Source organism: Myxococcales bacterium (genome assembly GCA_016716835.1).
Lineage (GTDB): Bacteria > Myxococcota_A > Polyangia > Haliangiales > Haliangiaceae > JADJUW01.
In genome coordinates, this window is the sequence record JADJUW010000001.1 from 1,260,001 (window position 1) to 1,274,715 (window position 14,715).

Here is a 14,715-nt window from a genome sequence, read left to right on the forward strand (position 1 = left end):
CCGTCTTGCTGGCATTTCAACCAGAAGACTATCGAGTTCTTACTTCTATCTTACTACGTCGTCGCGTTCTTCAGAGCCAACAGGGGTTGGTCCGTAACTTCGACGATAAAACTCACTCTATCTTATCGCTTGCTATCTAGTTTTCAGAGAACTGCGCCAGTTTCCTGGTGCCCACTCTCACCGGCTAAAAGCCGTTGGAAGGGATACGGACACTAGAGAAAAGTGCCCTAGGCGTCAAGCACATAGATTTTATTTTTGGAGAATCCTGCGGAATCAAAAACAAGCGCTGGTAAGCCCGTGAAATCGGTCAATCCTGCTCCTCATCAGCGAGGTCTTCTTGGTGGCGCATGTGCGGCTGACCAGCCTCCGTGGCCCGCGGAAACAAGGGCGGCGGCCGTAGGTTTTTCACTTCTGGTACGACCTGCCCCCAAATGAGAAATACCAAGATCCACAGACTTGGCGCGATCACCAGGGTCTCGGGATAGAGCTGCAGCATCCCAAACAGCGCGCCGTACGCCATGACCAGGCCGACGGTCCACGTTTTCCACCGGCTGTTGGTCTTGCCGGCCTTTAGCATGCGCAGCGACGAGACCATCAAGAACGCGCCGACTAGCATCGCGATCGGCAAATAACGCCATTGCGCTGCGCTCACCGTCCAAGTTTCCGGCAGCAACTTGGCCCCGCCAAATGTCGCAGCGCCCGGCTGCGCATATTTGTAAAACGCTAAAAACCAGATGGCAAATAGCCCGCCTGCCAACGTCGTCGGCACGCCAAAGAAGATCTTCGTGGGCACCGCCTCGTCGCTGTGAATGTTGTAACGCGCGAGGCGAAACACCGCGCCAATCACCCATAGCAGCGAACAGGCGGCGCAAAACCACAGGTAAGCGTCGGAATAGCCAAAGGCGCGCTGATTAGCCTCGATGAAGGCAAACGACAGCCACGCCGGTGCAATCCCAAAATTTAAAAAGTCGGCAAACGAGTCGAGCTGCACACCGAGTTCGGAGGTGCCGCGCACCAGCCTTGCGACAAAGCCGTCGAGCCGATCTGTCAGCGACGCCAACACGACGAGCCACGCCGCGAGATCATAGCGACCGTGGCTTGCGCCCCAGATAGAGCCTAGGCCGAGAATTAGGCTAAGCGCGGTGATCGAGTTGGGGGCGAGATAGCGCCAAAAACGCTTCGGATCGTCGGCGCCCACGGCCACCACGGGATGGCTCATTTGGACTCTCCCGCAGGTGGCGGCGCCAGCACATGCTCCGCGAGCCGTCCACCAAGATTTTTAACCATAAGACTTTGCACGGACTGTTCAAGCGCGGCGCGTTCGGCGGCGTCGACGTAAATAAATCGCACGCCCATGCCAGGCTCGCGCCCCTCGGCGTCGCCTTCCTCGATCACGCGCTCGACCTGGCCTCGCAAGCGAATCGGCTCCGCCTCGCCAGGCAAAAACAGCGCGAACGCGAACTCCGTGCCAACGGCGACGGGGTTCTTGGTCGGAATGAACGTGCCACCCTGCGAGATGTTCTTGGTGTAGTCGGCGAAGAAGGCGTTTACCCGCGTATATTCGACGCGCAATTCGATTGCTTGGCGATCGCCATCGCGACGATCAGGCTCCCCGCTCATGGATGGCGCCGTACCACACTTTTACGGCCGGCTCAATCATCCCTCCCTACGCACCGCTGAGCTGCCAAAGTTACTTGCCCTGCCCGTGTGCGGTCGCTAAAACGTGAAGGTGCAGCGACGACGCACCTTATGGTCGGCGCTAGGGTGGGCCTTTGGCCTGGGCATGGCCCTAGCGATCGCGATGGTGTTTGTCCAAACGCCGCTGCTAAACACCCTAGGTTATGAAGCGGCGGCGGCGCTCGCCGTGCTTGGATCGCTTGCCGGCCTGCTCTTGGCCGCGACGGCACCCACCGCCGCACCCTTTGACGCTAAAAGCGCGGCCGTAACCGGCGCCAAGCGAGGCGCGGCAGGGCTGCTGATTGTCATCGCCTCGGTCGGGCTTCGTGGGCTGTGGCATCCAACCTGCGATTTGCATCAAGCCATGGGTTGGCTCGCGTTGCTGCCGCTGCCCTCGCTGCTGCTGGGTGCGGCCGCCGGCGCCACGGTGGCCTATGTTGTTTCGGAGCTGGCCGTAAAACCCGCATGGCGCCCGGCGGTATCGGCCATAGTAGCGCTGCTAGTTTGGCTCGCGATCGCCGGCAGCGCCCTGTGGCGCGTCTACCACCACCCGACCGCGCGCTCGTACAGCCCGTGGGTCGGCTACTTTCCCGGCAATCTCTATGACGAGCTGATCGAGGTGCCAGCGGCCTTGTGGTGGGCGCGGCTCGAGCAAGGCGCGTGGGCGCTCGCGGCGCTGGCGGCTTGTGCATGGCATCGCCAGCGCCGCGTACGCAGCGCGATCACGGTGGGCCCCTCCGTGCGCGTTGGCCGCGTGGCGCTCGCGTCAACGGCCTGCGCAATCGCGCTGGCCTCGCACAGCGGCGCCCACGAGTACCGCCTTGATCGCCACGACATCGCGCGTGCGCTTGGTGGCGTTCGAGAAAACGAACATTTCTCAATTTACTACGAGGTGGCCGATGCGGAGGTCGCGGCGGCAATCGACGACATTGCGCGCGAGCACGAATTTCGCCTCGATCAAGTTAAGCGCGTGCTCGCCATCGACCGGCTTGGTGGCAAGATTCGTTCGTTCTATTTTTCCTCGCCAGCACAAAAGACGCGATGGTTCGGCGCGCGTTACACCGAGATGGCAAGGCCGTGGCAGCGCGAAATTTTTCTCGCGCATGCGGCCTTCCCGCATCCCTCGCTGCGTCATGAGATCGCACACGTCGTGGCGGGCGAACTCGGCGATCCGTGGTTTGCCGTTAGCTCAAGGCGCTGGCATGGCTTGCCTATTCTGGCCAACCCCGGCGTCATCGAAGGCTCGGCTGTCATGGCTGATTGGCCGGGTTCCTATGGCAGCGAGCTGACACCACATCAAGCGACCGCGGTGCTGCAGCAACTCGGCTGGGCGCCCAGCGCGTCGCAATTAATGTCGCTCGCGTTTTTCGGCGCCGCGTCAGCGCAGGGCTATACCTCGGCGGGCTCGCTCATGCGCTATGTGCACGAGACGCATGGCGTGGCGGCTTGGCAGGCCTTGTATCGCAATGGCGGCGATACGCAGGCTGCGCTGCAACTATCGCTTTCGCAGCTAGAGGCCAATTGGCGGCAATTTCTTGCAGGCGTCGCATTGCCCGACGGCGCGGTTGAAGCGGTGCGCGAGCGCTATGCCCGCCCGAGCGTGTTTGTGCGGCGCTGCCCGCACGACGTCGCCGCGTTGATGGAGACGCTGCGCACGCGCACGCCGGGGGAGGCCTCGCCGTCCGGTCGGCTCGCCACATTGCACGCGATCTGCAATCTAATGCCAACGCCCGACATGATGTTGGCGCTTGGCCAGTGGTCGATCACAAGCGCGCGGGCGCTAGCCATTGGCTATTTTTATCAGGTGGCGCGCAACCCGGGGCTGGATGCCGGCAACCGCGGCGAGGCTTACTGGCATTTGACGATCTTGGCGCTTGAAGGGCCCAACGCGCAGGTGCTTGTCGACGAGGCCCTGCGACTGCATTTGCCGCTGGTGTGGCGGCGCCGCATGACCATGTTAGACGCCATCGTGCGCGGACCGACGTCGTGGCGTCACGCGATCCTGCCTTACCTGTTTGCCGAGATTAGCGCCGCGCCGCGGCCTAGCTACCCGCTTGTCCTGCCGGATGTAGATGCTGCGCAACCGCCCGCGGAAGCCTGGCTAGGGCCGTACCTGCGCATGCGCGACGCCGCCGTTGCCGGCGACGATGCGCGCGTGCTGCGCGACGCGCCGCTGGCGCTAGCCGCCGTAAAGGCGACGCTGTATCGCGGCGCACTCGGGCGTTTCATCGTGGAAGCGGCGTGGCGGGCCCAGGATGATGCGGCGCTGGCGCTGGGACTCAGCGTGCTCGCCGAAGCCGGCCAGTCTGCCATGGATCGCCACTATGGCGAAGACTGGCAGGCGCGCCGCGATTTCTACGGCAAGCGGCTAGCCCGCACGGCCGCTACATCCCCGCAACAATAAGCCACTTGTCGCCGTTCCACTCCAGCACGAGCTCGTTCTGATCGCGCTTGTCTGGACGCCTGGCGCTGTCGTTCATATCCTTGACCGTAAAGCTCGCGTCCACCAAAACCTCAACGCGCGCCAGGCAACCTGGCGTTAGGTCACGCCCTTCGCTTGGGCACTCGCGCCGAATATGCTGGTAGCGCAGCGAATAGCGCACGTCAGACACGCGCTGAAAGCGGCTCGCGAGCACCTCTTTGAGGCCTTCGTAGCCGTAGTCATCGGCGATACTCGGGGTGCCGCCATCCTCACGATAATTTTCCGACGCCAAGAGCAGCAAGGTCTTGGCGTCGCCGCTTTCGACGGCGTTGCGGTAAGTTTCGAGCACCTTGAGCACGTCCTGATTCATCGCGGTATCGGGAATGCGCGTACCTGGGATGGTCTGCTGTTTTTTGGCGCACGCGCCTATCCCCGACGCCAACATGCAGACAAACACGACCGAGCGAACCATAAGCGATGACTCCTAACAGGTTGAGTAAAGGTACCGGTGACACCGTACACCGTGTGCACGAATCGCGCCAAGATTCGCCGTGCACATATGGAGCTGAGTGCCAGCGGCATGGGCACGGCAGCCATGGCGAGTCCCGCAAATTCGACGACGCGTTGCCAATCTGGCGCGCGAATTCTTGTAGGCTTGGCCAAGATGTCATCCTTGCGCCAGCGGCTCGTGGAAGAGCATCTGTATTTGGCCGACAAGGCCGCCAAGCTGATTTTCCGTCGCGTCCAGCACCATATAGAGTGGGAGGAGTTGCTCGCGCTTGGGCATGCCGGGCTCACCGAGGCGGCCAGCCGCTACGACGCAAATGCCGGCGCTAGTTTTTCGACCTATGCTTGGTATCGCGTCCAAGGCGCGATTCTCGATGGCCTGCGCCGGAATTCCCACGTCCCCGCGACCATCTGGAAACAACTCGCCGCCCTGCGCCACGCCGGCGATGTCCTCGAGGCCAAAGCGATCGAAGCGGCCTTGGCCGACAAGCAGGACCATGCCGCAGCCTCAACCCTCGACACGATGCGCCAGCTCGCCGATGCGCTCGCATTAGTCGCGACCTCGACGTCGGTCTCGCTTGATGCGCCGGGCGGCGACGACGCGCGTTTCGCCGATCCCGCCGCCGTGGACCCCGCCCATAAATTGGATGCCGCGAGCGCCGCGAGCGCGCTTGCCGCGGCGATTGCCCAGCTGCCCGAGCAACAGCGCGTGCTCCTGCAGAAAACCTATTGGGAGGACATGTCGCTCAAGGAGGCAGGCGACACCCTCGGGCTCTCGCGATCGTGGGCCAGCCGACTGCACTTACAGGCGCTCATTCGGTTGCGGTACGTGTTGGCTGCGTACAAGTAGCGCGCACGGCCGAGCGCGGTCGCGGGTCATCGCGGCTAGCTAATTAATGAGTCGGACCTGATCGCGCTCATGCCACTGCGCGATGACGCTGGCCTTGACCTCGTCAAGGAGCTCGCCCGCGGCCTCCAGCTCGTCCTCAGGCAGGCCCGGCAAAATGACTTCGGGCCTCGCTAATACAAACGCCAACACGTCGATCGCCGATTGCGGACCGCCAGTTTGAGGATGGCAGTAGATGGTCTCGCCGGCGTCGAACATGCCGGCACCATCGCACCCCGGATCTCAATGCGCAAATTTTTGGCGGCCGGCTATTTTTTGCCAAGGGCCTTGTCGACGACGGCCGACATGGCGTCCGCCGCGACGCCGCCGACCTTGCCTTGGGACCGCAGATCTTTTTGGATGACCTTGCTGGCGTCGCGGACCGCGTTCTTCATGGCGTCGGACAACATTTTTTGCCCCTTTTCCGACAGCCGCGCGCCCTGTTTGAAAGCCGTCTGATTTGGCGTGAATTTGATCTGCTCGGGCACGAATTCGATCTTCACCTGCTTGATGGCGTCAGCATCGGCGCTGCTGCCATCAACCGCGATGCTCAAGATATGGAGGCGGACAAACTCGATCTCGAACAGCTCATTCTTCTCGGGGTCGATCGCAACCAGGCGCGCCCCCGCCAATACGTCCGAGCCGTCCCGTCGTGCCAAGCCCGCCTGAACTCGCTGCGCGAGGCCGAATGAGTCGACCTCGGGCATGTACACCGAGATCGCACTCGGCATTTCGATCTTGCCGGGCAATTTGCGCGCGACCGCGGGCGCGCCCATCGACGTCGCGCCATTGCCAAGTTGGTGCATGCCGTTTGGATTATTATCCGCGTATTCGACTGGCTTTTGCTTGATCGAAAACCCATCCACCTTGGTGACGCGCCGACACCAGTCCTCGTTGCCATCGAACGAAAAGCGAAAGCTATTGGCCTTGGTCGCGCGGTGGCCAACGGTGTCATCGTGTCCCCTGATGCGCCGAGGCTTGCCCTCTAGGGCGTTTTGAAAGGTCACGGCCTCGGGCGCCAACGCCACGCTGAGGTAGACGTTGTTCTTGTCGTCCGCATCGAATTTCGGGAACCCGACTTCGGTGATCATCGCGCCATAAAACTCACGCCGCGCCCGCACGTAGCCGTCGAAATCGGCGATCTCGATCGCCCCGTTGCGCCGCGTCACCTTGCCCGCCATGAAGTCCGCCATCCAGTCAAGGAAGGGCACGCCCATGGCGATGCCGCCGTTAAGCCGCAGATCCTCAAACTTGGTCCGCCCGCGCAGCCGACGTGGCACTTGGTCCGTGCCGTCTTGATAGGCGATGGCCTCCGCCTTGAGCGCGCCGCCTTCGATGGATTTGATTAGCCCGACCGGCACGCCATCAAGCACGAGCTGAAAATGCGCCCGCGTGTAGATGGACTGACTAATCAGGCGATCGATAAACCTCATCGGCGCCCGGATGTTATACGCTTTGCCGGCTGCCGTCTCTCCCAATCATGCGCGACCAATCTGTCATCAACGATCCGGCGTCGCCACCACCACCCGCGCAGACGACGCGGCCTCGCCTACGCCGCATCGCGGTTTCGTTGCCGTTTGCGATGGGGGGCCGTAAGCTTCCGTTTTGGCGGGGGTTTTGGATTGGGCTTGGCGTGATGCTGCCGCTGGTGGCCACCGCGCTGTGGCACGCCTGCAAATCGTTGGTCTTTGATGCCGATATCCCGCTGCCCGACGACGGCGCGGGTGCGCCTCGCGTCGGCTTCATTGAAGCCTTGCGCAATACGGTCGTTTTTGCAGGCCTTGCCTGCACGATCACAACCGGCGGGCTTGGCCGCGCCGTGTGGCGCCGGTCCTTGCGATCCAAATGGCTGGTGACGCTGCTGCTGGCCATGCTGTCGGGCGCCGTGATCGGCATTGCCTGCGGCCTGATCGGCTTTACCGCGCTGGGCTTGCCCGTGGCGGCAACTCATGCCCAGGAATACGGCGAACGCATCCTGCCACTTTTGTGGCGGGCGGCGCTCGCCGGCGGACTTGGGGGCGTCCTAATCGGCCTGCTCTGTCGATCACCCGCCGCCGCGTCCCGCAAGCGCGCGCCCGCAGCGGCCGTCGCGGCCGTCGCGGCGAATCGTTCCGGCGTCAGACCGGGTGTTCACCCCAAAGGCGCCGCGCGCAAAAAGCGGCCCGCCAAGAAAGCGCGCCGATGAGCGAGGTGGCTGGGCACAAGACGCTTCCCCGTGCGGCGCGGTCGGCGCGCGCGCCCAATCGCGTGATTGGGCTGGCGTTGCTCCTTTCTTTATTGCTCTTGCCGTTGCCGTTTGCGGGCTACGTCTTTTACCCGTTCAAGCTGCTCGCCACTTGGATCCATGAGTTTGCCCACGGCATGGTCATGTTGCTCTCGGGCGCCGGCTTTTTTGAGATGAACATCTACCCCAATGGCAGCGGGCTGGCGTCTGCCAATCGCGCCGCGTCGCCGGTTGCGCGCCCGATCATCGCCGCCGCCGGCTACATGGGTGCGCCGATATTTGGCGCCGCCTTGCTCATGATCGCGGTGCGGCAAGATCGCGCGCGCCTTAGCGTCGTCGCGCTTGGCGTCGCGCTGTGTCTGTCGGCCGGCCTGCTCATCGCCAACACGTTTGGCCAGCTCGCCATGCTCGCGGTGGGCGGCGGCCTCATCATCGCCAGCATCGCGCTGCCGGTGCGCGCGGTGCAGTTCGTCGCGTTCTTGGTCGCGGTGCAAAGCTGCATCAACGCCGTGGTCGACATTCGCGTGTTGTATCGCCCAACCCTCGTCGTCGACGGCGTCGTCATCGGTGGCTCGGACGCCCACAGCATGGCGCTGGCGACGTTTGGCACCGAGGCGACCTGGGCGGTGTGGTTTTGGGCCTCGTTGTGGATCGCGTGGTCGCTGCTCGCATTTTTTCTCAGCCTGAAAATGTTGCGCGAACAAGACAGCGGCGCGACGCAGCCGTAGCGCCCTAATGAATCGCCGGCCGGCCCGAGCGCAGCGCGGGGCGCTTGGCCCAGGGCGCGGCCTCGAGATGAAAATGATCGTCGTGATCGCTATCGTAGTCGGGCGAGAGCACGAGGTGAAATAGCTCAGAATAGGTGAGCTGGCAAAAGATTAACCTCAGCTGCTTGGCGGCATCGTCGCCCGGCGCGCCGAGACAATCATAGCCGCGATCAAGGCCCATCTCGTAATGCCGTGCGACCTCAAGAGTGCCAAGTTCGGGCCCGCCTAGCGCATAGACATCCAGCGCGAGGCCGTAGGCGTGCTTGGACCACCGCGTGGTGCCTCGAACGTAGCGGCGCGCATACGCCGACGCGACATACACCGTGTCGACGCCAGCGGGCCGCAAATAACGAGCTGCCTCGGCGAGCGACAACGCGAGCGAGCAATCGATCACGATGGGGCGCGCCGCGCTGCCATACACATAGCGGATCCCCTCAATGGGCCCGGTAAGGCGAACGCCGTCGGCAATCCACCCAAGCCTCGCCGGCGCAAATGGCACGCCGCGTGCGGTTAGCTCGAGTTGACACGGCGATGGCGTCTTCGCCGTAGCAAGCAACGCAAGCATGAGCGCGGCCAACACGCCTGCGATGCTAACACGCGGCGATGGCGACGGCTAGCGCGACGAGTTCATCCAGGCGACAAGCTGGGGCCAGGCATCGGTTAAATAAACGCGTGGTAAGACCAATCGCCCAACCCGCGTGGCCGCTGCCCCCTCCGACGGCGCGCGCTGTGCGAACCAGATCACCACCACGTGATCACCTAGTTGCTCGCTCGCGACGCGCCCCGTCTCGCCCCGCAGCCAAAGCGTCGGGTCGGCAGGCAGCACCAGGGCTCGGCGATCGACAACGTCTTGCAGCCGCGTCGCCTCGCGCGCGGTCCATGCGACAAAGGCGGCTTCATCGCTAATGTCGACGCGCTGATCCACCTGCGCATCGATGCCTAGCGCCGCATAGGCCGCCGACCGGTCGTCGCCTGCCGAGGCGGCGAGCCACGTCGCAGGCCCGTGGGTAAAAAGCAGCCAGGCGCCCGCCAACGTTGCGAACGTCAGCGCAAGCACGACGAGTTGGCTGCCGCGCACGGCGCGGTCGAGCAGGCCGTCGCGTGCGCCAAACGCCAACGCAAAGCCCGCGCCGCCGAGCAAGCCGGCCAGATGTGCCACGCCATCCGCCGCGGGCACCAGCGCATCCGAGAGCACCTGCACCGCGACGACGAAGTACAAGACCGGCAAGGCCTTGGCCGAAATGCCGCGCGCCTGCGCGTGCGCCTTGCGAAATTTAACTTCGACGAGCAGCGCGCCGAGCAGCCCCATCACGCCACCCGAGGCGCCCGCGGCCACCTGCGTCTCGCGCAGCAGATGGCTGCAAGCCGCGCCCGATAGCGCCGCAAACAAGAAGACCGCGGCCATGCGCCAGCTGCCAATCAGGCGCTCGACGATGCGGCCGACGCTCCACAGGCTGAGCGCGTTGATCGCAAGATGCGCCGCCCCGACGTGGACAAACGACGCCGTGAGCAGCCGCCACCACTCGCCGCCCGCCACCAAGTGCTTGACCCCCGCGCCACCTCGGACCAGCGAGCCGGTGTCAAGCGAACCACGCAGCGCCCACGCAATGGCCGCCGCCCACGCCGCCATAACGGCCATGAGCGCATACGTCGCGATGGTGCGCGATGCGCGCAACGCCACCGGCGCGACCTCGGCGGTCAATTCATCGGCTAGCGCCACCAGCGCCGGCGCCATAGGAGCTGCCGGTGACCTCGAGAATTCGCTCGCCAGCAACGCGGCACTTTCACGTTGACGTTTAGTGGTTGCCACTTGCTGGACGCGCGCGACGGCGGCGACGGCCATCGCGGCATCGCCGCTGCGAATTGCCGCTACCGCGCGCCAATACGCGCGGACATACTTGGTGGTCGTGTTGCCCAGCGAGGCGGCCCACGCCTCGACCGTAGCTACCCTACCGGCGGCCGCGAGCACCACCATCGCGGTATAGCGGTGCAGCTTGGTGAGCGCCGGGACGTCGCGCGCCGCCTCTAAGATGAGCTTGGCATGACCTGCCAACTTAACGTCTTCGCCAAGCGCGGCCAGGGCGCCAAGCAGTTGCAGGCGCAGCTCGAGCGGCATCGTGAGGGTGGCGGCCTCGCCCTGCCCCGATGGCACGTCGGCAAACGACGCCTCGGCCAAGGCCACGGCATCACGATGCCGTCGCGCGAGCAGCAGCAGCCAAATTTGATTGGCATCGATGGCAACGTGAAGCGTGCGTGGCACGTTGCGCTTGGCGCGATCGAGGTTGGCCAACTCGGCGTCGATATTTCCAGAAATCGCGCGTCGATACGCCCGCACCATCGCGCGATCGCGCTCGCCGCCGAGCCCAGGCTGCAGCGCGACGAAGACCTCGACGCCAACACTTGCCAACCACGTCCACTCGCGTTCCATGGCTGCAAACGCCAGCCGCCGCGCGAGCGGCGCGACAACGCGCATCAGCAACACCGCGCAGATGGCCGCCCACCCCAGCATGCGCCAAGGCCCTGGCGCCTGCGCCTGCACCGACAGCCAACACACCAGCGCGAGCAAGCCCGCGGCGACCATCATGAAAAACGCCGTGGTGCGCCGCAGCGGCGGCGGCCACATCCATACCGCCACCACGGCCAAGGCCAACGTGGAGAGGAGCAAAATGTCAAACCACATTAGGTCGAGGCGGTTTCTGAGAAGGTGCCAATGCGGCGAAGTTTCTCGTAGCGCCGGCTTTGCCGATCGCCAACGCTGACCGTCAGCAAATCGCTGAGATGTTTGCGCAGGGCGGCGCGCAGCGAGGCGGCCGTGCGCGGCACGTCGCGGTGCGCCCCACCTGGCGCCTCGGCGATGACTTCGTCGCAAATGCCAAACGACAACAGATCCGGCGCGGTGAGCCGCAATTGCTCGGCGGCGTCGGGAATCTTGGCCGGATCGCGCCACAAGATCGAGGCGCAGCCCTCGGGTGAAATGACGGAGTAGGTCGCGTACTCGAGCATGAGGATGCGATCGGCGACGCCAAGTGCCAAGGCGCCGCCGGAGCCGCCCTCGCCGATGACGACGGATATCACCGGCACCTCGACGCTGGCCATCACTTGCAGCGACTTGGCAATCGCCTCGGCCTGGCCGCGCTCTTCGGCGCCAAGGCCTGGGTATGCGCCCGGCGTATCAATGAAGCACAAGATGGGGCGTCCAAAGCGCGACGCCATGCGCATCAGCCGCGCCGATTTTCGGTAGCCCTCGGGCCGCGCCATGCCAAAGTTGCGGTGCAGGTTTTCTTTGGTATTGCGCCCCTTTTGATGACCTAGCGCGAGCACCTCGACGCCATCAAACATGGCCATCGCGCCAATGATCGCCGGATCGTCGCCAAACGATCTGTCGCCGTGGAGCTCGACCACATCGGTAAACAGGTGCTGCCAATAGTCGAGAGTATACGGCCGCCCGGGATGGCGGCACAGCAAGACCTTTTGCTGCGCGGTGAGCGCCGAGAAGATTTCCTGCTGCAGCTTGTGCGCCTTTTGCTCGAGGCGGCGGATCTCGCTGGTGAAATCGACCGAGGCGCCCTCGTCGGACATCGCCTGCAGGTCGGCAATCTTGCGCTGCAGCTCGATGATCGGCCGTTCGAACTCGAGGATCATCCGATCTGAAATCGCATCGGGGCGTTGCGGCTGGGTCATGGTGGCTGGCTAGCTGGGCAGCGGCGCGCACTCTACAATGGGGCACTGCGCGGTGCCACGGTATTGGCCAGCGCGAACTGATCAATTGCCGACCAGTTGACCAGGGCGGCCTCAGGCGACCACTGCACGCGCGCATCGCCGCGATACCAGGTGAGCTGACGACGAGCATAATGCCTTGAATTCCTTTTGATTAATTCGACGGCCTCGGCGAGTGAGTGCTCGCCGCGACGGCACGCGTGCAGCTCGGCGTAGCCGATGGCAGCCTGCGACCGCAGCGGCGGCAGATAGCCCGCGGCCGCAAGCTGCTCGACCTCGCGCGCAAGGCCGGCCGCTATCATCGCGTCGACGCGGGCGTTGATCGCCGCGTAGAGCGCCTCGCGCGGCGGCGAAAGCCCGACGAAATGTACCGGATAACGCGGTGGCAGCGCGCGGTGGTCATGAGTTTTCCAGTGGTCGCTCATCGGCACGCCGGTTAACAAGAAAACCTCCAGCGCACGCACGATGCGTTTTTGATCGCGCGCATCCACCTTGGCCGCGAGCACGGGATCAACCCGCGCCAGCTGGGCCCATAGGCTCGGCAGGCCCTCGCGCGCGATGCGTTCATGCAACTGGGCCCGCACCTCGGGATCGGCGGGCGGGCCGTCAAACAAGCCAAGCAGCAGCGCCCGCACATAGAGGCCGGTACCACCGCACACAATCACGCGCCGGCCGCGCGCCGCAATCTCGGCGATCGCCACGTCCGCCAGCTGCGCGAAGCGCGCCGCGGTCATCTCTTCGTCGGGCGTGGCGATGTCGATGAGATGATGCGCAATGCCTTGCCGCTCGACCAGCGTCAGCTTGCCGGTGCCGATATCCATGCCGCGATACACTTGTTGCGAATCGCTTGAAATGACCTCGCCATCAAGGCGCTGCGCAATTTGCAGCGACAACGCCGACTTGCCTGACCCGGTCGGGCCGACGACGACGATGAGCCCGGGCGTCATGGCCTTGCCTTAACCAGCGCTTGCAAGCCTGCCGCGTCAAGCACGCATACCGCATCGGCCAAATCATCGGCACATGCCTCCACGAGCGCGTGAAACGACGCGACCTCGAGCGTGGCAAGGGCGGCCTCGACGGCACGCGCGATGTCGCCGGGGGGCGGCGCGTCCCCGCGCCAACGCTGCGTCTGCATGGCGGTGAGCACGGCGCGCCGCATGTCGATGACGACGAGGCCCTCGTCGCACGCGCCGACCACAAACCGCGTCCAATACACGGCATGGGGCACAAAGCTCGCGGCGAGGTCCTGCCAACGCGGCGAGGGTTCCCGGGCCATTGGCGCCATGGCCAACGGCGCGGCGCGCGGCGGCGCCGAGGTGGAGATGCTAGCGGCGGCCGTGCGCGCGGGCGGCTTGGGTCGCGTCACGCTCGCGACGTAACGCGCAGCCATGGCTGAGCTGAGCTGAACGCTCGATGCCGCCGCAAGCTGTCCGCTCGACGACGCGGCATACGAGATGGGCGACATGCTGCGATCAACTACTGGGCGCAAGGCGCGCCGCACCGCCGCATAAATCGCGCTCGCGTCGGCAAACCGCACCTCAAGTTTTTGTGGGTGCACATTGATGTCGCTGCCACCTGGTGGCACGTCGAGGAACACGGCGCCGAGCGGAAATCGCCCGCGCGGCAGCTGCTCGCCATACGCCATCGCCACCGCGTGGGCCAAGCCGCGATCGCGAACCCAGCGCCGCCCGACAAAGACGTGCAGCGATCGCCCTGAAAGCTGCGCCTGCGAGGCATCGGTTACGTGCGCGCGCAGCCGCACGCCGTCGATCTCGGCGGTCACATCGAGCAAATGTGGCTGCCAGCGCAACCCGAGCGCCGCGAGCACGCGCTGCCGCTGATCGCCCGGCGACAACTCAAAGATTTCACGCCCCTCATGGCGTAAGACAAACCCGACTTCCGGATGGGCGAGCGCCAGGCGCAGCACCCAATCGGCGATGTGCGAGAGCTCGGTGGCCTCGCTTTTCAGAAATTTTTGCCGCGCGGGCTGATTAAACAAGAGATCGCGCACCTCGATGGAGGTGCCTACCGCGGCACCATGCGGCGCCTGATCCTGCACGACGCCACCTTCGATCCGCAGCCTCACGCCCGCGAGGTCGTCGGCCCTGCGCGTGGTAATCGTCATGCGCGACACGCTCGCGATCGACGGCAAGGCCTCGCCGCGAAAGCCAAGCGTCGCCAGCTGCAAGAGGTCTTCGGTCCGACGCAGCTTCGAGGTCGCGTGCCGCATCAAGGCGAGATGCGCCTCCGCCATCGACATGCCGCAACCATTGTCGGTAACGGTGATTGCCTGCGCGCCGCCGCCGGCACAGGTGATGACGATATCGGTCGCCCCGGCATCGAGCGCATTTTCGACGAGTTCCTTGACGACCGAGGCGGGCCGTTCGATGACCTCGCCCGCGGCGATTTGATCGATGACATGGTCCGGCAGGCGCGCGATCCGCCCCACGGCGTCGCGTTGAGAAGGGACCGGCCCAGACATCTGTTGGCTCAAGAGCGTACCTCAAAACCCCTC

General features: G+C 64.6%; 14 protein-coding genes. 4 read left to right on the forward strand and 10 right to left on the reverse strand.

Going from position 1 to position 14,715, the window contains the following annotated elements:
• Positions 1-307: 307 nt before the first annotated feature.
• Both IPL79_05635 and IPL79_05640 read right to left on the reverse strand, forming a co-directional pair.
• On the reverse strand, positions 308-1,219 hold the full coding sequence (locus IPL79_05635) for a CDP-alcohol phosphatidyltransferase family protein (protein MBK9070466.1): 912 nt from the start codon (positions 1,217-1,219) through the stop codon (positions 308-310).
• Positions 1,216-1,620 (reverse strand): TIGR02266 family protein, encoded by a 405-nt coding sequence (locus IPL79_05640; GenBank protein MBK9070467.1) that lies wholly within the window; start codon positions 1,618-1,620, stop codon positions 1,216-1,218. The genes IPL79_05635 and IPL79_05640 overlap by 4 nt, the downstream gene beginning before the upstream one ends.
• 109 nt (positions 1,621-1,729) lie before the next feature.
• On the opposite strand from IPL79_05640, the gene IPL79_05645 reads away from it, so the two are divergent.
• Positions 1,730-4,081, forward strand: coding sequence for a hypothetical protein (locus IPL79_05645; protein MBK9070468.1), 2,352 nt, complete (start codon positions 1,730-1,732; stop codon positions 4,079-4,081).
• On the opposite strand, the gene IPL79_05650 is transcribed toward IPL79_05645, so the two are convergent.
• Positions 4,062-4,571, reverse strand: coding sequence for a hypothetical protein (locus IPL79_05650; protein MBK9070469.1), 510 nt, complete (start codon positions 4,569-4,571; stop codon positions 4,062-4,064). The genes IPL79_05645 and IPL79_05650 overlap by 20 nt on opposite strands.
• A 36-nt stretch (positions 4,572-4,607) precedes the next feature.
• On the opposite strand from IPL79_05650, the gene IPL79_05655 reads away from it, so the two are divergent.
• Positions 4,608-5,456, forward strand: coding sequence for a sigma-70 family RNA polymerase sigma factor (locus tag IPL79_05655; GenBank protein ID MBK9070470.1), 849 nt, complete (start codon positions 4,608-4,610; stop codon positions 5,454-5,456).
• A gap of 39 nt (positions 5,457-5,495) precedes the next feature.
• Here IPL79_05655 and IPL79_05660 read toward each other — a convergent pair whose 3' ends face one another.
• Positions 5,496-5,711, reverse strand: a complete 216-nt coding sequence (locus IPL79_05660) for a hypothetical protein (protein ID MBK9070471.1) — start codon at positions 5,709-5,711, stop codon at positions 5,496-5,498.
• A 50-nt stretch (positions 5,712-5,761) separates the two neighbouring features.
• On the reverse strand, positions 5,762-6,925 hold the full coding sequence (locus IPL79_05665; GenBank protein ID MBK9070472.1) for a phage tail protein: 1,164 nt from the start codon (positions 6,923-6,925) through the stop codon (positions 5,762-5,764).
• A 47-nt stretch (positions 6,926-6,972) separates the two neighbouring features.
• Here IPL79_05665 and IPL79_05670 point away from each other — a divergent pair, with 47 nt between their 5' ends.
• Both IPL79_05670 and IPL79_05675 read left to right on the forward strand, forming a co-directional pair.
• Entirely contained in the window at positions 6,973-7,677 is a 705-nt protein-coding gene (locus tag IPL79_05670; GenBank protein ID MBK9070473.1) for a hypothetical protein, read from the forward strand.
• On the forward strand, positions 7,674-8,444 hold the full coding sequence (locus IPL79_05675; GenBank protein MBK9070474.1) for a M50 family metallopeptidase: 771 nt from the start codon (positions 7,674-7,676) through the stop codon (positions 8,442-8,444). Before IPL79_05670 ends, IPL79_05675 begins: the two co-directional genes overlap by 4 nt.
• 4 nt (positions 8,445-8,448) lie before the next feature.
• Here the strand turns inward: IPL79_05675 and IPL79_05680 are convergent, their stop codons facing one another.
• From IPL79_05680 to mutL, 5 genes are all read right to left on the reverse strand, one after another.
• Complete coding sequence (locus tag IPL79_05680; protein ID MBK9070475.1) at positions 8,449-9,063, reverse strand: extensin family protein; 615 nt, start codon at positions 9,061-9,063, stop codon at positions 8,449-8,451.
• Between the two features lie 33 nt (positions 9,064-9,096).
• Entirely contained in the window at positions 9,097-11,163 is a 2,067-nt protein-coding gene (locus IPL79_05685; protein MBK9070476.1) for a rhomboid family intramembrane serine protease, read from the reverse strand.
• Positions 11,163-12,125, reverse strand: coding sequence for an acetyl-CoA carboxylase carboxyltransferase subunit alpha (locus tag IPL79_05690; protein ID MBK9070477.1), 963 nt, complete (start codon positions 12,123-12,125; stop codon positions 11,163-11,165). Before IPL79_05690 ends, IPL79_05685 begins: the two co-directional genes overlap by 1 nt.
• A 71-nt stretch (positions 12,126-12,196) precedes the next feature.
• The gene (gene miaA, locus IPL79_05695; GenBank protein MBK9070478.1) at positions 12,197-13,147 is read right to left on the reverse strand and encodes a tRNA (adenosine(37)-N6)-dimethylallyltransferase MiaA; all 951 of its coding nucleotides are present in this window, start codon (positions 13,145-13,147) and stop codon (positions 12,197-12,199) included.
• A complete protein-coding gene (gene mutL / locus IPL79_05700) occupies positions 13,144-14,682 on the reverse strand; it encodes a DNA mismatch repair endonuclease MutL (GenBank protein ID MBK9070479.1) in 1,539 nt (512 codons plus the stop codon). Before mutL ends, miaA begins: the two co-directional genes overlap by 4 nt.
• Positions 14,683-14,715 lie beyond the last annotated feature (33 nt).

Bases quoted from the DNA above. Each gene is read 5' to 3' on its own strand.
- IPL79_05670 (MBK9070473.1), top strand. From the start codon at position 6,973: ATGCGCGACCAATCTGTCATCAACGATCCGGCGTCGCCACCACCACCC.
- IPL79_05640 (MBK9070467.1), bottom strand. From the start codon at position 1,620: ATGAGCGGGGAGCCTGATCGTCGCGATGGCGATCGCCAAGCAATCGAA.
- IPL79_05650 (MBK9070469.1), bottom strand. From the start codon at position 4,571: ATGGTTCGCTCGGTCGTGTTTGTCTGCATGTTGGCGTCGGGGATAGGC.
- IPL79_05690 (MBK9070477.1), bottom strand. From the start codon at position 12,125: ATGATCCTCGAGTTCGAACGGCCGATCATCGAGCTGCAGCGCAAGATT.
- IPL79_05665 (MBK9070472.1), bottom strand. From the start codon at position 6,925: ATGAGGTTTATCGATCGCCTGATTAGTCAGTCCATCTACACGCGGGCG.
- IPL79_05675 (MBK9070474.1), top strand. From the start codon at position 7,674: ATGAGCGAGGTGGCTGGGCACAAGACGCTTCCCCGTGCGGCGCGGTCG.
- IPL79_05660 (MBK9070471.1), bottom strand. From the start codon at position 5,711: ATGTTCGACGCCGGCGAGACCATCTACTGCCATCCTCAAACTGGCGGT.
- IPL79_05685 (MBK9070476.1), bottom strand. From the start codon at position 11,163: ATGTGGTTTGACATTTTGCTCCTCTCCACGTTGGCCTTGGCCGTGGTG.
- IPL79_05635 (MBK9070466.1), bottom strand. From the start codon at position 1,219: ATGAGCCATCCCGTGGTGGCCGTGGGCGCCGACGATCCGAAGCGTTTT.
- miaA (MBK9070478.1), bottom strand. From the start codon at position 13,147: ATGACGCCCGGGCTCATCGTCGTCGTCGGCCCGACCGGGTCAGGCAAG.
- mutL (MBK9070479.1), bottom strand. From the start codon at position 14,682: ATGTCTGGGCCGGTCCCTTCTCAACGCGACGCCGTGGGGCGGATCGCG.